Here is a 19,632-nt window from a genome sequence, read left to right as displayed (position 1 = left end):
GCTTCCCGAGCGACGGTTCGCAGCCGCCAGGCTTCGCGAGGACAACTCAATGCGAATGCTCAAGCACCTTTACGTCCAGGTTCTTATTGGCCTGGTCGCCGGAGTTGCTGTGGGGTACGCCTTTCCTGATTTTGCCGTTCAGATGAAACCCCTCGGCGATACCTTTATCCGTCTGATAAAGATGATCGTGACCTTAGTGATTTTCTGTACCGTGGCGATTGGTATTGCAAGGATGGAGAGCTTGAAGCAGGTCGGCAAAGTCGGCGGCAAGACGCTAATCTACTTTGAAGTGGTCACCACGCTGGCGCTGATTATCGGCATGGTGGTGGCCGATGTGATCAAACCAGGCGCAGGCATGAATATTGATGCCAGTAAGCTGGACGGCAGCACCGTAAATCATTACGTTAGCATCAGTGAGCACAGTAAAGGCTTCCTGGAGCAGATAATTCCAGACTCGGTGATTGGCGCCTTTGCCCAAGGGAACTTACTACAGGTACTGTTATTTTCGGTGCTGTTTGGGGTTGCGCTCTCGCTGGTTTCGCAGCGCAGCGCCTTCATCACCAAAACGATCGAGCAGTGCGGCGAAGTCTTGATGCGGATTGTCGAGCTCATCATGCGCCTGGCACCGTTGGGTGCCTTCGGTGCCATCGCCTTTACCGTGGGTAAATATGGTCTCACCTCCCTGCAACACCTTGGCATGTTGATTGTCTGTCTCTATATCACCAGTTTTCTGTTTATTGGCGGCGTACTGGGTCTGATTTGTAAACTGGTCGGCGTCAACCTGTGGCGGCTCATCCTCTATTTCCGGGAAGAGTTATTAATTGTGCTGGGCACCTCAACCACCGAATCGGTACTACCGCGCCTGATGGTAAAAATGGAGACGTTGGGGTGCGACCGCGCCATTGTCGGGCTGGTGTTGCCAACAGGGTACTCATTTAACCTTGATGGTGCAGCGATTTACCTCACTATGACTTCGCTATTTATTGCTCAGGCCACCAATACCGACCTGACACTGTGGCAACAAATTGGCCTGCTATTGATTCTGTTGCTCACATCAAAAGGTGGCGCAGGCGTTGCGGGGGCGGCGCTGATAGCGTTAACTGCCACACTGGCAACTCATAACATTATTCCGCTGGCAGGTATCACGCTGGTGCTGGGCATTGATCGCATCCTCAATGAGATGCGCGCCGTCACCAACATGATCGGTAATGTGGTGGCGACGCTGGTGATCGCCCGTTGGGAAAAGAAACTCGATCTGGCACAGCTACATGAACAACTACGACAGGGGCCGGGGGTAATCACTCTGCCAGAACAGCAAAATGTCGACACGCCAATGCCGGCCACACGAGAAGAGAGGAGTACATTGCAATGAGTCACATTACGCTGGCGGTAGAAGAACTCAGCATTATTGCTCAACAGGCACTACGAAAATCCGGCGTCAGTTCTGTATCAGCGGCGGATACCTGCGCCGCATTGATGGCAGCCGAGCAAGCTGGCATCGCCTCTCACGGCTTTGCCAGACTGCCATTCTATCTCGATCAGCTGGATATCGGTAAACTGAAGCCAGATGCGCAGTCCGTGTTGGCAGAGTATGGCAGCGCGGTGAATGTTGATGCCGATTCCGGCCTGGCGTTTCCTGCCGTGCAGCGAGGTTTGGATCACGGGATCGCCCTGGCGCAGCATTGCGGCATTGTGGCGGTGGCTATTAGCCGCTCGCACCATTTCGGCATGGCCGGATATTACGCTGAACAGGCCGCGCGTCAGGGATTGGTCTGCCTCGCATTCAGCAACGGCCCGGCTGCAATGGCGCCATGGGGAGGCAACACCCCGCTGTTTGGCACCAACCCCATAGCTTTTGCTTCTCCGCGTGAGAATCAGCATCCTCTGGTCATTGACCTTTCGCTCTCAGAAGTGGCGCGCGGCAAAATTATGCTGGCCAGCCAGAAGCAAGAGGCTATTCCGCTGGGCTGGGCGCTGGACAGAGGTGGGCATCCCACGCAAGATGCTGACGCCGCACTAGCGGGCAGCATGGCACCGGCGGGCGGCACAAAAGGGGCGGCCCTGGCACTTATGGTTGAACTGCTCACCGCTGGTCTGACTGGCAGCAATTATGGTTTTCAGGCCAGTTCATTTTTCAATACCGAGGGAGGACCGCCACATATTGCACAGTTGCTGTTATTGCTGAACCCCGCGTTTTTCTCCGCAGGATATTTGCAACACAGCGAGCAGTTGTTTGCAGCCATGCAGCAGCAACCAGGCGTGCGCTTGCCTGGAGAACGTCGTCAGGCAGTAGCGCAGCAAAACAGCACGCAGATTTCACTGCCGGCTGCTTTGCTGGAGCAGCTGCGAATCAGAGCTGGTTAAAGTAGGCGTGGTGCCGCGTCATCACAGTGGATACACGATACTCCACAGCTTTATCCTGGAAATCCCGCGCAATGCGGTAAATGCGCAGCAGTGCCTCCCCCTCTTCCGCCTCCAGATGCAGGACTTCATCCGGTCCTGCATTTATCGCTTTAATTTGCTCATGCGCATTGGCAACGGTACAGGCATATTTCTGCTGGTACAGTTGGTAAAGCGTGTTCGGCAGGATGTCAGGTTCACGATCCATCCCTGGGAAGCGTGCTGCATCAATATAGACGTGTTCAAGAATGGCGGGAGCACCATCCAGGTCACGCACGCGCCAGATATGGATGACCTTACTGCCAGGCTCAATATCCAGCGCCAGCGCTTCTTCTTCTGATGCGGTGCGCAGATGACGCGCCAACACTCGCGACAGCGGCAGTGAACGCTCGCCATTTTCACGCAGGATATTAAAAAACCGAAATAATGCGCTATCGGAATCATGTGCAGCAACCACCGTGCCTTTACCCTGGTAGCGGATAACCACGTTGTTACTCACCAGCTCATTTAAGGCCTTACGCAAGGTACCAATGCTGACATTATAGGAATCTGCCAGACTCGCCTCGCTGGGGATATAAGTGCCTGCTGGCCATTCGCCGGAGGCTATTCTTTCCAGCAATAACTGGCTGATTTGCAGATAAAGCGGTTGAAAGACGGCCGATTTCATTTCAGCCGATAAAGGAATGTCCTGACTCATGATGTCTTCCTCACTAAGAACGACATAGGGCAATGCTGACTATTCACACTATGACATATATAGGAATTCCGAGCATCCTGATCGCGTTGAATCACGCTATTCAGCTGGTTTTTTATTGTTACTATTCAGCGCGGCTCACGTTTTTCCTCTGAGAAGCGTGATTTTTATCTTGCTACACTGGCCGGGAACTCAATTAATTATCTGATAGTATTGCAGTATTAACTTAATACTGAGTGGCATTGACACAGAAGCCTTGTTCCTGATGAGTCTATATCTGATATTCAGATTAGCGATAACGTTATAATAAATTATTCTTTTGGTCGATTTACTCTCATGCTCAGTCCTATACATGAGGAGAAAGTTATGGCCGAATTATCCCTGACGAAACATTCACAAAGCTTCAAGCGTTTCATCCCTGGCCTATTGCTAACGGCGATTATCGCTTTTACTACCGCGTGGTTGGGCAATCAATCCATTATGTCTGGCCTCGGTTTGGGTGCATTGACACTGGCCATCATCGTCGGCATTGCGGTGGGCAATACTGTGTATCCGTCGATTCATCCGTATTGTGATGAAGGAATGCAGTTTTCCAAGCAGAAATTACTGCGTCTTGGCATCATTCTGTACGGGTTCCGCCTGACTTTTCAGCAGGTGATGGATGTAGGCGTCAGTGGTGTCATGATCGATGTGATAATGCTGTGCAGCACTTTTATTATTGCCAGCACTCTGGGCTATCGCTTGTTAGGAATCGATAGAAAAACCGCCTGGTTAATCGGCGCTGGCAGCAGCATTTGTGGTGCTGCAGCAGTCCTGGCAGCCGCGCCCGTAGTAAAAGCAGAAGCGTCAAAAGTCGCGGTGGCTGTGGCAACGGTGGTAATTTTCGGCACGCTGGGTATTTTTCTTTATCCCTTTATCTGGCGCGAATTTGCCCATGCGCTGCCCGGCATTTCACTGACACAGTTTGGCATCTATACCGGCTCAACCATGCATGAAGTAGCACAAGTGGTCGCGGCCGGTCATGCAGTGAGTGTGGACACCGAAAACGCCGCAGTGATAGCGAAAATGCTGCGGGTCATGATGCTGGCGCCCTTTCTGCTGGTACTGGGAGCGATGGTGAACCGGTACGTGGGCGAAGTCGGAACTCGCCAGAAACGCATCACCTTTCCGTGGTTTGCGCTGATATTTATTTTGGTCGCACTGTTTAACTCATTCCACTTTTTACCGCCCGCCATGGTATCAGGCATCAATGTCCTGGATAACGTATTGCTGGCGATGGCGATGGCTGCGCTGGGATTATCGACAAGAATCAGTCAACTTAAAAACGCCGGATTGCGTCCTTTTTTGTTGGGGTTAATTTTGTTTATCTGGTTAGTCGTTGGTGGCGGGATGATAAATCTGCTCATCCATCACTGGTTGGGATGATGAATAATGTAAAATTCAGGGGCGAATTGTGGTGTGCCCATAGACTTTTCTTTGTATCTCGACATACAGGGTAGCGTTGTCTACCGGGGTGGGGTCAGACCAACGACGGTTCGGAAGTGTCTAAATTATCTGTGGCGATTCAATATTAACCAGGGATCACAACCTGATGCATGCTTTTCTTTGTCTGCTTTCGGGCTGACTAGTCTTCAAATTGAGCGTCTGTTTTTACGCTTTAATAAGAAAACGGCAAATTTGCCGTTTTCTTATTGATGTAAAATTTCGTTTTTTGAAGATCCTTCAGCCCGCAGGGTTTGTTAATCCGGCGACGATTCAGAATGCACATTTCGCATCCAGATTTCTATTTCAACAACTTCCTGTTTGAGATTTTTATAGAAAAGATTTAAATCAATTATATTTGCAAATAGTTTCTCTGATGAGCAATACCCCCATAAAGGATCTTGACTATCAAAAAAAACCATGAGCTTCTGCAACATCCATTATTGTATCTTTATATTCATAAGGAATCTTCTTTTCATGCCATGCTTTCAAAAACAAAAAAAACATAGCGACTACTTTGATAGTTGATATTGCATTTTTACCATTAACTCTATTTTCAACAATTGAAGGGACGACAAATCCTGGAATTTTTTGTAAACCCTTCGCAGGATACCCTTGCGTTGGTTTCTTTTAACCATGCATTGCTAAACCTTGATAACACAATATCACGATACTCTGTAAGATCCATTGTGCCAGAGTTTAAACAAGGGATCACGTCGTTAGTAATGTAATCCCATGCCATTTTTTTATAACGTGAGTAGCAATATCTTCATGGATATATGTTTTCCCAATAAGGGTCCCAGCCCACGCACAGAATGCATGTGTGGCATTAAGGATCCGAACTTTTGCCTCTTCATAAGGCTCCACATTTTTAACAAACATGACACCGACTCTTTCCAGTGCTGGACGATCAGCTGCAAAATTATCTTCAATGATCCACTGAATAAAAGATTCAGACATGACCGGGCAGTCATCATTAAAACCAAGGGAATTTTTTACTCTTTTTGTTAACTCAGCATCTGGACTTGGGGGTGATTCTGTCAACCATACAGTTGGGCGCTGAAGTATGCTCTTTTACCCAGTTTAGTAGGGCATTATCTCCAGTTAGAGAAATAAACTCCAGCAAACCTTGATAGAAACGTGAACCATTATGTCTAAGGTTATCGCAACACAGCAAAGTGACTTTATTATCACCTTTTTCTTTTCTGTATGCCAGAAGGCCTCTTAAAACACCATAGATAGTACAAGGCTCATTTCCATATTTTAAGTCATTGGCAATATCAGGATGCGACTGGTCAAGCCTAAAGTCATTTTTTTAAAAATATCCACCCACAGTAACGGCAAAGGAAATAACTCGAGTATAACTAAGTGCACCTTGATTTATTAGCGCAGCATTTTTATTTCCTCTTGTGATTATTTTCGTTATGCTGGCGATTTTTTCAAAGTTATGGGTACCTTCCGGGGTGACCGTATCAAGTACATATTCTCCTTTTTGCAACATTAGCGCATTCAGAGTTTGATCGGCATCACTTCTGATATTACCTAAAGCAAATTCCCATTTGGCATCTTCCAGATTAATAAGCTGATTAAAATACCATGCCTGATGTGAGCGATTAAATGCACCTGCTCCGTTATGTAACGAACATAATTTGGACATGATTTTTCTCCAGGTCAGACAATCTACTAATTAATATGTTTGGTAAATTTCCACTCAGATGAAATAATAAGCGGTTGATTCTGAGTCACATACTGTGGTATTCGATTAATATCATTAGGTGCCTGAGTTAAAGGGTTGACACAAGTCGCATCAGGTTGCTTATCAAAGATAACCAGACTATGAGCAGTAGAAGTCATCTTCAGCGTCAGCCGGCCGGGCCAAACAAGACTGGCGTGTACCCCTCGGATAAAACCAAAACAATCATCCCAGGGGCCTGGTTGTGGTGTTATCCGCTTACCGGTGGGAAGTTCATTCTCGCCAGTCTCCTCTTGCCAGTCCGCTGAAAACTGAACGCCCAGTTCACTCTGGTCACCATCGGAATACAGATGTTTCAAAAACCAGGGGTGCCACCCTGCAGAGGCCGGAAACGTATCTGCATCACTGTGAATTTCCAGATGCATGATTAGCGCATCGCCCTGCAACGCAATCCGCTGTATAACATAGCCTTTCCACGGCCACGGGTCTGCCAGTGTCATACGGAGTGTCAGACTCTCATGAGTTTGTTCAACAACCTCCCACAAGGAATAACACGCCATCCCATGCAGCGCATGAGGAGGTTTATTGGCGGGCAATTGCCAGATTTTCCCGTTCACATCCAGTTGGCCATTACCCAGACGCCCAACCCACGGCACCATAGGAAATGAACCATACTGAAACGCGCGACGCTGTGGGTTCCACTGGCGCAGTAATTCATAGCCAAATACCCGTAGCGACGTCATCCGGGCGGCATCCTGAGGATAAACCGTCACCTCAACATGCCTACATTTCAATGTAATGGCATCACCCATCGGCCCCGGCCAGGACGCATCAAACGCCTGTTGCAGTGCCTGAAAATGTGCATTTTCCCCTTTATTGTTCATGAGATTGGTTCCTTAGAAAGTGATAATCTTGTGTCAATTTTTGCGCCTTTCCCTGGGGTGTATTGAGCGGCAGCGGTTCGATAAACCAGACGCATACAAACGACGCCACAGAAACAACGAATAAGAAGGTGGCCACATACCAGGGCTCGCCGCCCCCTAATGCCAACAAACTTGAGGCAATAAGGGGACTCATACCACCGAGAATGGCAGATACCTGATAGGCAAAAGAGAGTCCCGTGTAACGCACCTGAGTGCCAAACATACGGGTAAACAGCGTTGGCTGAACGGCAAACATCATCGTCGGGCCAAAGTTGTAGCCCAGAATCATGCTTATCCAGATAATCGCCACGCTTTTGGTGCCCAGAAGCAGGAAGAAGGGAAACGCAAACAGCACACAAAATCCTGCTCCCAGAAGATAGATTTTGCGTTGCCCCACGCGGTCGGAAATCCAGCCCACCAACGGGCAACTTACTATCCCGATGGCGGAGGCAATCAACATGCCGGTTAGCGGAATTTCTCGGGAAAGCGCCAGCTGCGTGGAGATATAGACGATGCCAAAGGCGTTGATAATATTTGAGGAAACGCTCTCAGCGAGACGCGCACCCAGCGCCAGCGAGATATTTTTCGGGTGTTTACGGAATAGCTCAATCAGCGGCGGCGGTGCTTTCGTTTCATGCACCTTTCCCTGCCGTTGTTTAAAATCCAGAGTCTCTTCGGTATGCAGGCGAATGAACATCCCCACCGCCAGCATTAGCGCCGACAGCCAGAACGGGATACGCCAGCCCCAGGAAAGAAATTGCTCCTGGGACAACAGATGGTTGCAGAGCGCAAAAATCCCGGTCGCCAGCATGATGCCGACGGAAGCGGCCGTTTGTGGTAATGAGCCCAGAAAACCCCGTTTCTTCTGCGGCGCAGATTCAATGGTCATCAGCGCTGCTCCACCATACTCACCGCCCAAGCCAAACCCCTGAATTAGGCGCAGCGCCATCAGCAGCAGCGGAGCCCAAATACCAATATCGTGATAAGTGGGAATAAACCCGATCAGAAATGTGGAGGTACCGACAATGCCCAGCGTCCAGATAAGGGTAATTTTACGGCCAATTCTGTCGCCAAAATGACCGAAAACAATGCCACCCAGCGGGCGAGTGAGGAAGCCGACGCCAAAGGTGGCAAAAGCCGCGATAACGCCAATAAAGGGGTCGCTATCGGGGAAAAACAACGGCGCAAACACCAGCCCGGCGGCGGTGCCAAAAATAAAAAAGTCATACCATTCCAGTAATGCGCCAGCGAAACTTCCCATGACGACGCGGCGCATCGCTTTGCCGGAGAGTCCGGCAGCGGGTTCATTTAATCTTTCAGACATTGTGTTTCCTCTCCGTAGCGGTGAGAAAACTGTGGGTGAAATTCACCCACAGCAGGTACAGGTCATCGCGCATCGATACATGCCGGGCGCGTTATTATTTTTCCAGTTCAGCTAATACCTGAGCGTCTTCCGCATCCACGTTGGCTCCCAACGGTTCCCATTTAATCAGCGCGCACGTGATGAAACCGAGGAAAGGCACCAGCGCCAGCCAGAAGAAGGCATCCGTCTTTAACGCGCCCCAAAGCATAGGCCAGAATATAAGGCCAGCAATCGCACCGGTACGCATAATCGCGCGGGCAAAACCGACACCCGTCGGGCGAATACTCGGTGGATAGGAGAGCGTGGCGATCGTCATCCCCAGCCCGCCAGGTCCAGCTGAGTGGAAGAAAATGATGGCACCCAGCAGCCCCAGAGAGAGCCATGGATTGGTCGTGGCCAGCGCGCCCAGTGCCAGCAGCGCCAGAGTCACGACGGCGAAGCCATACATTGACTGCAGACGTGTCCCTAAGCGCTGCAGGATCAGAGAACCAATCAGGCCACCGGAGATCCCGCACAGGGCGTTAACCACCGCCGAACCGGAGAGTGCCCCCGTCAGACCGCCGCTCAGAATACCCGCGAGCGTTAGCGGTAAATAGACGCCCACCGCGTTGTACTGCCATGCCTGCATCGTGGCGACAATGCATCCCAGGATGGTGCGTTTGCGATAACGCCCGTTGAACAGAATGCCGTACCCGGTGTGGATTTTGTTTTCACTCTGCGTGGCCTGAGTGATGGATTTTTCCTGCGCCACGCTGGCATGTACTCCATAGCGTTTACGCAAGATATCGCAAGCTTCATCATAGCGACCGACGCGTGCCGCCCACATGGCCGATTCACCAATAAAGACGTAGCGCAGGATCATGATGATAACGGCGAACACGGCGCCAATGAAAATGCCGTAGCGCCAGAGCTGGTCTTCCCCAATCCCGGAAAGCAGCAGCGGCAACAGCACCAGATACACCACGGTGGTCGACACATACCACGCCATCTGCCACAGGTTGACCGATGTGCCGGTTTTTTTCGACGTGGAGCCGCGAAGCTCTGCCACGGCATTGGTCGCCAACGGGAAGTCGATACCCAGTCCGAAGCCCATTACCACACGGCAGACCAGTACCCACCAGATATTGGGCGCAACGGCCACGGCTGCAGCCCCTAAAGTACACAACGCCATACCAATCAAAAATGCGCGACGCTGGCCAAAACGGTTGATGACACGGTTTGCCAGCAGGCCGCCGATAAGTGCCGCAATCAGCACTGAGGCGTTTACCGTCGCCGCAAGACCCGGGGAGATACCAAACTGGGCCGCAATATATTTATTACCAAAACCCACCATCGCTGCCTGATAGGCATCAATCAAAATGCCGCCCAGCGCAATGAATATAACGCCTGCACTTGCGTTAACAGCCGAGTTTTTATTAACAATATCAATCACGTCCTGTGGACGACTTATTGAGTAAGGTGCAGGACTGGTGATTTGTACCATCACAATATCCTTTTCTTTTGTTGTAGGGGACGCCGCCCTGGTGCGGCGCCTGTCAGAGGTTGTGGCCCATTACGCGTCGGCGAATTGCAGCATGACTTTGATGGAATCATTTTGCTGTGCGCGTTCAAACGCCGCGGCGGCTTCACTCACCGGGAACATGTCTGTTACCAGCTCGCTGGTATCAAAGCGCCCGTCAGCCAGCCATTCGATTACCGCATCAAAATCCTCGGGGATGTACATGCCGGAGTTGAGCAGGTCGCGTTCGAAACGCTGCATCATGGGCAGCGGAATTTCACGCGGGCCGCTCGGTACCCCCATGCAAACCACGGTGCCACCGGCATACACGCGGGTGCAGGCCTCATTGAGCGTCGCCTGCGCGGCAACTACATCAATCACACCAGTAAAACGGGCCTGCGCATCCAGCTCACCGGGAGCACAGGCTTGTGCGGCACCCAGTTTGATTGACAGAGCACGTTTAGCGGCATCGGGTTCGATAACGGTAATCTCACCCGCGCCCATGATGCGCAGCGCCTGCACAATCGACAGACCAATGGTGCCCGCGCCAATCACCAGCACGCTTTCCAGCGAGGCTTGCGGCATGCGTGTTACGCAGTGACGCGCACAGGCGGCAGGTTCAGCAAACGCGAGCACTTTTAACGGCATTGAGGCAGGTGCAATATGGCAGTTGCGCGCCGGCACGACATGCTGAGAACGAGCAAAGCCCGGCGCACGAAAACCCGCCACATGCGGCGGCTCGCACAGGTTAAAGCGCCCGGTTTTACAGGCACGACACTCCATACAGGCCATGATGGGATCGACCACCACATGATCGCCTGACTTCACGTTCACCACATCGCTGCCCACTTCGGTCACGCGAGCCGCAATTTCATGCCCAGGCACGACGGGCGGTTTGGCGAACGGATGTCCGCCTTTCAATACATGCAAATCCGAACCGCAAATCCCGAAAAATGCCGGGGCAATGCGGACTTCGTGAGGCTTAAGTTCCTGGTGTGGCTGCTCGACATACTGCGTCGTGACCTTTCCAATATCGGAAAATAAAACTTGGGTAATTTTGTCCATGGTTGTTCTCCTGATGCGCTTATGGTTTTGTGTTAACGCTGAGAAATACCTTCATCAACAATCTCGGCCAGCCTCTGCAGACGCGGGACTGACACATCGCGCAGCATGGTTTGCGGATCTTGCGCGCCAATAACCGATGCCCAGACCGCACGGCCCGCCAAGAAACCGGATGCCCCGCTTTTCATAGCAATACGCACAGCGCGGCCAAAGACATCGGCCTCAACGCCTGATGAAAGGATGACCCACGGCATATTCATCTGGTCATTCAGTTTCTGGCAGGCCGACAGCAGTTCACCTTCACTGCCCTTCCCGCCCAGCGGCATTTCCACTTTGTAAAGATCAGCCGCGGTGCTACCGAGTTCGGCGGCAGCGGCTACAATGGCGCTCTCGCGGTCAAATTCCCTGCCGCGGCGCGGCGGACGAACAACCGGCTCTATGATGCTCACCAGACCGGCACTGCGGCAGCGTTGAACAAACTCATCGATCATCGCAAGACGCTCGTCTGCCGGTTCGTCTTCACGCCACAGCACCAGCAGCTTCATGGCCTTACCGCCCATTTCACGTACACGGTGCGGATCGATAGCCCGGTCGATTTCCACGCTATCAACCGGAATACCGTTACCCGGCACGAAATGATCGGCGGCTACAATCAGACCGCAACTATCAGCCACCGCGCCCTGTGCAATAATCTGCTCGAGACAAAATTGTTTATCAGCCAGCACGGCGGAAGCATAAGGAGAAAGAATGCGCGTCGCCGCCACTTTAAAATCGGTCAGTACGCTGTCGGCAACCGGTTTTGGCTGACCCGCAGCGGCAAACATCAAACGCATAGCCTCGCGCTGATCGACGGCCAGCATGGCGAATCCACCGCCCGGACGCGAGATATCTTTCAGGGTATAAGGGGTGTTCAGGGAAGACATAATTACTCCTGTCGTAATCGATAATTAAAGAGAGTCTGGTCGGCCAGCAAGGCGGCGAACCTGAGATAACAAGGCACTCCAGTCCTGGCGGCCCCGGCCGTCGTGGCTGGCTGACTGGTAATAGGTTTCGGCGACTTCCCCCATACCCAGCGGTGCGCCGGTCTGTCGGGCGACGTCAACGGCAATACGCAGATCTTTCAGCGCAAGGTCGACCATAAAGGCCGGAGAGAGATCGCCTTTCAGCACCTTGCCCGCCCAGGTGGTGGTGAAGTGGCCTTTACCTGCCGCCGTGCCGCTCATCACCTTGATAGCGACATTGAGATCAAGGCCTAAGGATTCACACAGCACCGCGGCTTCGGCGGAAAGCGCATTGAGCGCGATACTCATATAGTTGTTAATCAGTTTGACGCGAATCCCCATTCCAGGCCCGCCCGCGTCTACCAGCTCCGACCCCATGCACATCAGGATCGGGCGGGCGCGTTCAACCTGTTCAGGCGTACCACCCGCGAGAATAAGCAAGGTGCCGTCTTTGGCGTTATCAGAAGTGCGTCCAACCGGCGCATCCATCATGGCGTGGCCTTTTTCAGCCATTTCGCTAATCAGCGCATCGGTTTGCAGGGGGTGAATGGTGGACATGTCGATCACCAGCGCGCTTGAACTCAGCGTTTCGCACACGCCCGTTTCACCGAACAGGACATCGCGGACAATGTCACCATTAGGCAGCATGGTGATGATAAACTCGGCATCCAGGGTGGCATTTGCGGGTGTCGTTGCAGCAACCGCGCCCTTTCCCACCAGTGCGTTGACTGCCTGTGGGTTGAGGTCGAAAACACGTAAGGAATGGCCTTTACGCAACAAGTTGCTGGCCATAGGGCTTCCCATCTGGCCAAGCCCTAAAAATGCGATGATGGACATGAACACTCTCCTGTAACTGAATGAGCAAAAAACTACAACAAACAAGCAATTTTCGTCTGTTTTTGATCATATTTGTAATCCATACCCAAAAACCAGACACTCGTCACTAATTTGATCATTTATGTCATTAAAATGAGCGTTAGACGACAAAATAAAACAGGAACAGACAACGATGACCAGAATTGCGTGTGTAGGGATTGCCGTACAGGATCGTATTTACTATATGAATGCGTTACCGACAGGCGGCGGTAAATACCAGTCGGACCAGTACCAGGAAACCGGCGGAGGGCCTGCAGCTACGGCCGCAGTAGCGATTGCGCGTCTTGGCGCAGAGGTCGATTTTATCGGCCGCGTTGGGAACGACAGCTGCGGTAAGACATTAATTGCCGAACTCCAGCAGTTTGGCGTGAATACACAGCATTGCCTTCAGGTACCGCAGGCACGATCTTCACAATCGGCCATTCTGGTGGATGAGCACGGTGAGCGGATCATCATCAACTATCCCAGCCCGGATCTTCCGGTCGACACAGATTGGCTCGAATCTATTGATTTTTCGCAATATGATATGGTGCTCGCCGATGTTCGCTGGCATGACGGTACTACAAAAGCCTTTAAACTGGCACGGGCTGCGGGTGTCCCGACATTGCTGGATGCCGATGTCACACCGCAGGACATCACGCCGCTGGTTGCCCTGGCTGACCATGCCGTTTTTTCTGCACCCGGCCTGAAACGGATGACCGGATGTGAGGACACAGAAGAGAGTCTAAACAAAGCTGCCGCGCAAACGGATGGACGTGTTTATGTTACTCAGGGCGCGGAAGGCGCATTATGGAAAGAGTATGATCGTTTTTGTCACCTACCGGCCTTTGTCGTCAAAACAGTAGACACCACCGGTGCCGGCGATGTTTTTCACGGCGCGCTCGCTCTGGCGCTGGCGGAAAACATGCCGACAGAAACCGCCGTACAGTTCGCCAGCGCAGTGGCCGCAATGAAATGTACGCGTCCCGGAGGACGTGCGGGTATACCAGAACGTGAGAAAATCGCGTCATTTTTGTCACTTTATGCATAAAATAACAGGTTTTTACAGGGGAACTAACAGGAGTGTTCATGAGCATCACCGAACTGACCGGTAATCCGCGACACGATCAGCTTGTTCACTACATCGCTGAACGTGGCTATATGAATATTGAAGAGCTCGCGCAATTACTGGATGTTTCGACCCAAACTATCCGCCGCGATATTCGTAAGTTGAGTGAGCAGGGTTTAATCACCCGACACCACGGCGGGGCCGGGCGCGTTTCGAGCGTCATGAACACCGCGTTTGAAGAGCGTGAACTGTCATTAACCCAGGAAAAACGGGAAATGGCCAATGCGGTGTCGGATTATATTCCTGAACGCTGCACCGTGTTTATTACTATCGGGACGACCGTTGAAGCCGTCGCCCGTGCGCTATTGGGCCGCGAGGACCTGCGCATCATCACTAATAGCCTGCGCGTGGCGCAAATTCTGTATAAAAACCAGAATCTGGAAGTCATGGTACCAGGTGGCATGTTGCGCTCGCACAATGGCGGCATCGTTGGGCCAGGAACGGTGAGTTTCGTTGAGGGCTTCCGGGCGGACTACCTTATCACCAGCGTAGGTGCCATTGAGAACGACGGCACGTTACTCGAGTTTGACGTGAATGAAGCCATCGTCGCCAAAACTATGATGGCCCATGCCCGCCACACGTTGTTGGTCGCCGATCATACAAAATTCCACGCATCTGCGGCCGTTTCGATTGGCAATGCACGCAAGGTCAAAGCATTTTTTACTGATAAACAGCCGCCTGCGGCATTTCGGCAACTGCTGGAAGAAGACAAGGTGGAACTGGTCATTGCTGAGGATGACGCCTGACCGGATCAACATGATTGCGCGTGCCCGGAAAACCGGGCACCGTTTCAAAACGGCAGTCGCGTACTGCCTCGCGGCATAATCTCAAACCCCACATCGACTATTTCGCCTTCATAACTCCTGTTAGCGCTCATTTTCAACATCATCTCTGCCGTGCATACAGCCATAGTATCCGCATTAAGATTTACGCTGCTCAGTGTCGTCGGGGAAAGCCATGCACTGGAGGGGAAATCACCGTAACCCAAAATGCTAAGCTTCTCCGGAATCGCTATACCTCTGGCCTGCGCCTCCATAAGCAACGCGGTGCCAATGGCGTCGCTGGTACAGAAAATACCGTCCAGCCCGCGCTCTTTGACCAGGGTTTTCGTCAGAATTTCGCGACTGGCCTGCCAGATGTTTTCTGACCGGGGAATATCAACCAGCAACGGCGTTTTGTTATGCTCTTCCAGCGCGCGGCAAAAACCGATGTAACGAATGCGTGCCCGGATATCATCATCAAAGCGCGTGGTGAAATAGGCGAGCTTGTCGCACCCGGTTTCCAGCAAGTAACGCGCGGCAGTGTAGCCAATTTGCTCATGGTTGTTGCCGACCTGAGCCGGGAACGCACCGCCGTTAACCTGCCACATCTGTACCACCGGAACGCCACTGTTACGCAGCATTTTCAACGTCGACGACTTGTGATCGGCCCCGGCAATGGCAATCACCGCGGGCGACCATTGCAAAATAGAGCGAATTTGCTCTTCTTCTTTATCCAGACTGTGGTCATGGGAAGCAATCGACAGCTGGAAACCCTGCGCGCTAACGGTGGATTCAATGCACTGCACCACATGGCTAAAAAAGGTGTTCGCCAGCGAAGGCAGCACCACGGCCATATTGCTGCTCTGCCCGCCGGTAAACTGACTGGCGATTTTGTTATGCACATAACCCAGGTTATCAATGGCAGCCTGAATTTTCTTTCCGGTTTTATCAGATACGCGGTCAGGCTGGCGGATATAAAGAGAAACCGTGGAAGGCGAAACGCCCGCCTTTTCAGCAACATCATCAAGTTTCACTATTTGGCGTGATCTCTGGCGCATTCCTCTCCCACACTTTCCTGCAACGCCAGCGGCATTGGCGTGTGTTCGCCGGCACGATGACGTCGTGTTAATACCAGAATCAGTATTAATGCTGTAGTCCACACTATTGCCAACAGCCAGACGAAACTGTCCGGAACCCCGGTTTTCGCCGCCAGCCCCAGCGGGGACAAGGTAATAAAAATACTGACTAAAACGGTCATCATAATAACACTCACAGGCAGCGCGTAGCGCCATTTTTTCATGGGGATTTTAGCGGGCGGTACGTGCGGTTCAATCCAGTCAATGTGGCGCGCCTTGCCAATCAACAGCATGATTGCCACTTCAACGACGAACAAAATACCCATGATATGAATAAAGTGCAGAGGGATAAGTGAATTCAACGACGTGAAGGTATACAGGCCATACGCGATGATATGGAAAATGAGTACGCATTTCGCCGCCAGTGCCGGCACGTGGCGTGTCAAAAACCCCACCAGCACAATAGTGATAATGGGGATGTTGTAAAAACCGGTAAACCGACGCATTAAATCAAAAATGCCATTCGGACTGCGGAGCAACAGCGGCGCGATAATGATTGAGATCAGAGAAAACATCACGGATGCCATCTTACCCACTCTTACCAGCTTTTTCTCATTTTTACAACCGGTTAATGGTCCATAGAGATCAAGCACAAACAACGTGGCGCTGGAATTGATGATGGAATTGAAGTGGCTTATTACCGTCCCGAAAATGGCCGCCGCAAACATCCCAATCAACCACCACGGCAGCACCGCCTTCACCAGCTCGGGGTAAGCATAGTCGGCATTGGCGAAAACCGGGCCGAACATGTTAAATGCGATCAGCCCCGGCAGCACCATGACTAACGGTACCAGCAGTTTGATGGAACCCGCCAGCAGTACCCCTTTCTGGCTTTCCGCCAATGATTTAGCCCCCAGCGTGCGTTGAATAATCATCTGGTTAGTACACCAATAGAACATGTTTGCGCACAGCATCCCGGTGAATATCGTACTGAACGGCACCGACGACCTTTCAGAACCAATCGCATTGAGCTGATCGGGATGATTTAACAGCATTTTGCTACCCGTTAGCAATGAGCCTTCCCCCAGGGCGAACAGACCGAGCACCGGAATCAACAAGGCGGCAACAAGTAAAATGATGCCGCTGATCGTATCAGAAATCGCCACAGCTTTAAGCCCGCCCAGCGTGGCGTACAGCCCACCAACCGCACCCATCGCAAACGCCAGCACGCCAATCGCGCCCCAGGAGGGAAGATGGAAAATCTGCTGAAAATCAAACATTTCGTTCATAGTGATGGCACCGAGATACAGGCTGCACGGATTGGCCATCACCGCGTATCCCACCAGCAGCATGATGCTGACTATGCGCCGGGTAGTGCAGTCGAAGCGGGTTTCCAGAAACTGCGGCATGGTGGCAATACCGCGACGTAAAAAGCGCGGCAGAAAAAATATCGCCATCACCACCGTTGCAACCGCTGCGGTGCTCTCCCAGGCCATGCCGCTAATATCAAAGCGGTAAGCGTTGCCGTTCAGCCCCACCAGCTGTTCCGCTGAAAGGTTAGAAAGCAGCAGAGAACCGGCAATAAAGTAGCCGGTTAATCCACGCCCCGCCAGAAAAAATCCTTCTACGCCAGATTCAGAAATCCCTTTTGTTTTACGATATGAACATAGCGCTACGAAAATTAAAAAAAGCAGAAATGTGCCGACAGAAAATAACATTTCCATAAAAGTGCCCCTTCCTGGCCTGGATATCGGAGTACTATCACACGGGAAAAATGCAGGTAATTGGCCTTTTTACGAAAGTTTGAAGTCCACTAAGAAAAACCATAAATAGATCGTGGAAATTGTGTCCCTTGTCACATATTACGTCTTATTCATATTGCTAATCGTAGCGCTACGATATTACTGTAAAAACAAATCAAACGTAAGGCAATGACGACTATGTTCAATAAGGATCGCTTAACTCGCCGTGAGATCGGGGAACTGCGCAGCCAACGCTGGTACGCGCCGGAAACGATCAGAGCTTTTGCGCATCGGCAACGCACACAACAGATGGGCTTCGCCCGGGAAGAGTTCCTCGGCAAACCTGTTATCGGCATTATCAATACCTGGAGCGACATGAGCGCCTGCCACTCGCATTTGCGTGAGCGGGCGGAAGCCGTTAAGCGCGGCGTATGGGCGGCTGGCGGCTTTCCGGTAGAGCTTCCAGCACTCTCGATGGGCGAGGTGATGGTAAAACCCACCACCATGCTGTATCGCAACTTCCTCGCCATGGAAGCCGAAGAACTGCTGCGCCAGCACCCCATTGATGGCGTCGTCCTGCTTGGCGGCTGTGATAAATCCACACCCGCACTGCTGATGGGCGCACTGTCGATGGATATCCCACTGATTTTCTGCCCGGCGGGGCCAATGACCACCGGGAAATGGCACGGTCAGGCAACGGGAGCAGGCACGCACACCAAAAAATACTGGGATCAGTTGCGCCTTGGGGCAATCACCCAACACGACTGGGTAGAGCTGGAAGGGGCGATGACTCGTTCGATCGGTACCTGCAACACCATGGGTACCGCATCCACCATGACCTCTATCGCTGATGCTATGGGTTTTACTCTGCCAGGCGCCAGTTCCATTCCTGCGGCGGATTGCCGCCACCCGCAAATGGCAGCGCAGTGCGGTCAGACAATTGTCGACATGGTGTGGTACGACCATAAGCCGTCTCGTTGGTTGAAAAAAGAGAACTTCCTCAACGGCATCGTCGCCTATATGGCCCTGGGCGGCTCAACGAATGCGGCCATCCACCTGATTGCGATGGCGAATCGTGCGTCAATTCCGCTGAATCTGGCAGATATGGAAGCAATCGCGCGCAAAATCCCGGTACTGGCGAATCTTTTCCCTTCCGGTACCTGCCTGATGGACGACTTTTTCTTCGCTGGCGGCATGAAAGCGCTGATGAAAAAACTGATCGGCTTCCTGCATACCGAAACCGTCGGGGTAACGAACATCCCCATCAGCCAGTGGATCGAGCAGGTGCAATGCTATGACGACGACGTGATTCGCGATCTGAATAACCCGGTCATCCCGCTGTCGCAGGGCTGCGCGCTCACCATACTGCGCGGCAACCTCTGCCCGGACGGAGCGGTGATGAAATCCTCCGCCGCCAGCCCACATCTGCGTAAACACATCGGCCCGGCACTGGTTTTCGATACGCATCAGGCCTTGTCTGACACCCTCGATAACCCGGATCTGGATGTCACCAAAGATACGGTCATCATCCTGCGTAACGCCGGTCCTGTTGGCGCACCGGGCATGCCCGAATGGGGCAACCTGCCGATACCCAAAAAACTGCTGCAACAGGGCGTAACCGACATGGTGCGCATCTCCGATGCCCGTATGTCAGGTACCCATTACGGCACCTGCATTCTGCATGTCGCCCCCGAAGCCGCCATTGGCGGGCCACTCGGGCTGGTCAAAACCGGTGACCTGGTCGCGCTGGATATCGCAGCAGGCACATTGAATATGCTGGTCGATGACGCAGAACTCGAACGCCGCCGCGCCGCCTTCATCCCACAACACAAAGTCTTTGGTCGTTCCTGGGCTGCGCTCTATCAGCAACATGTTACCCAAGCAAATGAAGGTTGCGATTTTGACTTTCTGCAATCCGGCAGCGATGTCCCGGAACCCCCTATTTTTTAAGGA

General features: G+C 52.2%; 17 protein-coding genes. 6 read left to right on the top strand and 11 right to left on the bottom strand.

Annotation, left to right across the window (positions count from 1 at the left end; translation table 11 throughout):
- Positions 1–49: 49 nt before the first annotated feature.
- Together dctA and AAGR08_RS06985 are read left to right on the top strand one after the other, a co-directional pair.
- Positions 50–1,372, top strand: coding sequence for a C4-dicarboxylate transporter DctA (dctA, locus tag AAGR08_RS06990; protein ID WP_345829261.1), 1,323 nt, complete (start codon positions 50–52; stop codon positions 1,370–1,372).
- A complete protein-coding gene (locus AAGR08_RS06985; protein WP_345829259.1) occupies positions 1,369–2,364 on the top strand; it encodes an Ldh family oxidoreductase in 996 nt (331 codons plus the stop codon). Before dctA ends, AAGR08_RS06985 begins: the two co-directional genes overlap by 4 nt.
- On the opposite strand, the gene AAGR08_RS06980 is transcribed toward AAGR08_RS06985, so the two are convergent.
- Positions 2,351–3,097, bottom strand: coding sequence for a GntR family transcriptional regulator (locus tag AAGR08_RS06980; RefSeq protein ID WP_123754975.1), 747 nt, complete (start codon positions 3,095–3,097; stop codon positions 2,351–2,353). The genes AAGR08_RS06985 and AAGR08_RS06980 overlap by 14 nt on opposite strands.
- Before the next feature lie 363 nt (positions 3,098–3,460).
- Between AAGR08_RS06980 and AAGR08_RS06975 the strand changes: the two genes are divergently transcribed.
- Positions 3,461–4,519 (top strand): YeiH family protein, encoded by a 1,059-nt coding sequence (locus tag AAGR08_RS06975; protein WP_345829257.1) that lies wholly within the window; start codon positions 3,461–3,463, stop codon positions 4,517–4,519.
- 768 nt (positions 4,520–5,287) lie between these two features.
- Here AAGR08_RS06975 and AAGR08_RS06970 read toward each other — a convergent pair.
- The 8 genes from AAGR08_RS06970 to yihU all read right to left on the bottom strand — a co-directional run bounded on the left by AAGR08_RS06970 (position 5,288) and on the right by yihU (position 12,953).
- The gene (locus tag AAGR08_RS06970; protein ID WP_345829255.1) at positions 5,288–5,536 is read right to left on the bottom strand and encodes a hypothetical protein; all 249 of its coding nucleotides are present in this window, start codon (positions 5,534–5,536) and stop codon (positions 5,288–5,290) included.
- A 355-nt stretch (positions 5,537–5,891) separates the two neighbouring features.
- The gene (locus AAGR08_RS06965) at positions 5,892–6,233 is read right to left on the bottom strand and encodes a hypothetical protein (RefSeq protein WP_345829253.1); all 342 of its coding nucleotides are present in this window, start codon (positions 6,231–6,233) and stop codon (positions 5,892–5,894) included.
- A gap of 26 nt (positions 6,234–6,259) precedes the next feature.
- Positions 6,260–7,153, bottom strand: a complete 894-nt coding sequence (locus AAGR08_RS06960; protein WP_345829252.1) for an aldose 1-epimerase — start codon at positions 7,151–7,153, stop codon at positions 6,260–6,262.
- Positions 7,143–8,516: an MFS transporter gene (locus AAGR08_RS06955; RefSeq protein ID WP_345829251.1), complete on the bottom strand. Its 1,374-nt coding sequence runs from the start codon at positions 8,514–8,516 to the stop codon at positions 7,143–7,145. Before AAGR08_RS06955 ends, AAGR08_RS06960 begins: the two co-directional genes overlap by 11 nt.
- A 94-nt stretch (positions 8,517–8,610) precedes the next feature.
- The gene (locus AAGR08_RS06950; RefSeq protein ID WP_345829250.1) at positions 8,611–10,038 is read right to left on the bottom strand and encodes an MFS transporter; all 1,428 of its coding nucleotides are present in this window, start codon (positions 10,036–10,038) and stop codon (positions 8,611–8,613) included.
- A gap of 69 nt (positions 10,039–10,107) precedes the next feature.
- Entirely contained in the window at positions 10,108–11,118 is a 1,011-nt protein-coding gene (locus AAGR08_RS06945) for an alcohol dehydrogenase catalytic domain-containing protein (RefSeq protein ID WP_345829248.1), read from the bottom strand.
- Between the two features lie 32 nt (positions 11,119–11,150).
- The gene (locus AAGR08_RS06940; protein WP_345829246.1) at positions 11,151–12,038 is read right to left on the bottom strand and encodes an aldolase; all 888 of its coding nucleotides are present in this window, start codon (positions 12,036–12,038) and stop codon (positions 11,151–11,153) included.
- Positions 12,039–12,062: 24 nt separating this feature from the next.
- The gene (gene yihU / locus AAGR08_RS06935; RefSeq protein WP_345829244.1) at positions 12,063–12,953 is read right to left on the bottom strand and encodes a sulfolactaldehyde 3-reductase; all 891 of its coding nucleotides are present in this window, start codon (positions 12,951–12,953) and stop codon (positions 12,063–12,065) included.
- A gap of 172 nt (positions 12,954–13,125) precedes the next feature.
- Here yihU and AAGR08_RS06930 point away from each other — a divergent pair, with 172 nt between their 5' ends.
- The gene (locus AAGR08_RS06930; protein WP_345829243.1) at positions 13,126–14,022 is read left to right on the top strand and encodes a sugar kinase; all 897 of its coding nucleotides are present in this window, start codon (positions 13,126–13,128) and stop codon (positions 14,020–14,022) included.
- Positions 14,023–14,060: 38 nt separating this feature from the next.
- Complete coding sequence (locus AAGR08_RS06925; protein WP_345829242.1) at positions 14,061–14,846, top strand: DeoR/GlpR family DNA-binding transcription regulator; 786 nt, start codon at positions 14,061–14,063, stop codon at positions 14,844–14,846.
- Between the two features lie 44 nt (positions 14,847–14,890).
- Here the strand turns inward: AAGR08_RS06925 and AAGR08_RS06920 are convergent, their stop codons facing one another.
- Entirely contained in the window at positions 14,891–15,919 is a 1,029-nt protein-coding gene (locus AAGR08_RS06920) for a LacI family DNA-binding transcriptional regulator (protein WP_345829241.1), read from the bottom strand.
- Positions 15,895–17,661, bottom strand: a complete 1,767-nt coding sequence (locus AAGR08_RS06915; RefSeq protein ID WP_345829240.1) for a solute:sodium symporter family transporter — start codon at positions 17,659–17,661, stop codon at positions 15,895–15,897. The genes AAGR08_RS06920 and AAGR08_RS06915 overlap by 25 nt, the downstream gene beginning before the upstream one ends.
- A 216-nt stretch (positions 17,662–17,877) precedes the next feature.
- Here AAGR08_RS06915 and araD point away from each other — a divergent pair, with 216 nt between their 5' ends.
- Entirely contained in the window at positions 17,878–19,629 is a 1,752-nt protein-coding gene (araD, locus tag AAGR08_RS06910; protein WP_345829239.1) for an L-arabinonate dehydratase, read from the top strand.
- Positions 19,630–19,632 lie beyond the last annotated feature (3 nt).

Origin of the sequence: Pantoea sp. BRR-3P (assembly GCF_039621635.1) — a bacterium.
In the GTDB taxonomy this organism is placed as follows: Bacteria; Pseudomonadota; Gammaproteobacteria; order Enterobacterales; family Enterobacteriaceae; genus Pantoea; species Pantoea floridensis.
The sequence above is the reverse complement of the archived record's forward strand: the minus strand, read 5'-3'. Positions and strand labels throughout refer to the sequence as shown.

Coding starts and splice junctions, on each gene's coding strand:
- dctA (WP_345829261.1), top strand. CDS start 50: ATGCGAATGCTCAAGCACCTTTACGTCCAGGTTCTTATTGGCCTGGTC.
- AAGR08_RS06930 (WP_345829243.1), top strand. CDS start 13,126: ATGACCAGAATTGCGTGTGTAGGGATTGCCGTACAGGATCGTATTTAC.
- AAGR08_RS06975 (WP_345829257.1), top strand. CDS start 3,461: ATGGCCGAATTATCCCTGACGAAACATTCACAAAGCTTCAAGCGTTTC.
- AAGR08_RS06920 (WP_345829241.1), bottom strand. CDS start 15,919: ATGCGCCAGAGATCACGCCAAATAGTGAAACTTGATGATGTTGCTGAA.
- AAGR08_RS06970 (WP_345829255.1), bottom strand. CDS start 5,536: ATGTCTGAATCTTTTATTCAGTGGATCATTGAAGATAATTTTGCAGCT.
- yihU (WP_345829244.1), bottom strand. CDS start 12,953: ATGTCCATCATCGCATTTTTAGGGCTTGGCCAGATGGGAAGCCCTATG.
- AAGR08_RS06950 (WP_345829250.1), bottom strand. CDS start 10,038: ATGGTACAAATCACCAGTCCTGCACCTTACTCAATAAGTCGTCCACAG.
- AAGR08_RS06980 (WP_123754975.1), bottom strand. CDS start 3,097: ATGAGTCAGGACATTCCTTTATCGGCTGAAATGAAATCGGCCGTCTTT.
- AAGR08_RS06915 (WP_345829240.1), bottom strand. CDS start 17,661: ATGGAAATGTTATTTTCTGTCGGCACATTTCTGCTTTTTTTAATTTTC.
- AAGR08_RS06945 (WP_345829248.1), bottom strand. CDS start 11,118: ATGGACAAAATTACCCAAGTTTTATTTTCCGATATTGGAAAGGTCACG.
- AAGR08_RS06960 (WP_345829252.1), bottom strand. CDS start 7,153: ATGAACAATAAAGGGGAAAATGCACATTTTCAGGCACTGCAACAGGCG.
- AAGR08_RS06955 (WP_345829251.1), bottom strand. CDS start 8,516: ATGTCTGAAAGATTAAATGAACCCGCTGCCGGACTCTCCGGCAAAGCG.
- AAGR08_RS06985 (WP_345829259.1), top strand. CDS start 1,369: ATGAGTCACATTACGCTGGCGGTAGAAGAACTCAGCATTATTGCTCAA.
- araD (WP_345829239.1), top strand. CDS start 17,878: ATGTTCAATAAGGATCGCTTAACTCGCCGTGAGATCGGGGAACTGCGC.
- AAGR08_RS06965 (WP_345829253.1), bottom strand. CDS start 6,233: ATGTCCAAATTATGTTCGTTACATAACGGAGCAGGTGCATTTAATCGC.
- AAGR08_RS06940 (WP_345829246.1), bottom strand. CDS start 12,038: ATGTCTTCCCTGAACACCCCTTATACCCTGAAAGATATCTCGCGTCCG.
- AAGR08_RS06925 (WP_345829242.1), top strand. CDS start 14,061: ATGAGCATCACCGAACTGACCGGTAATCCGCGACACGATCAGCTTGTT.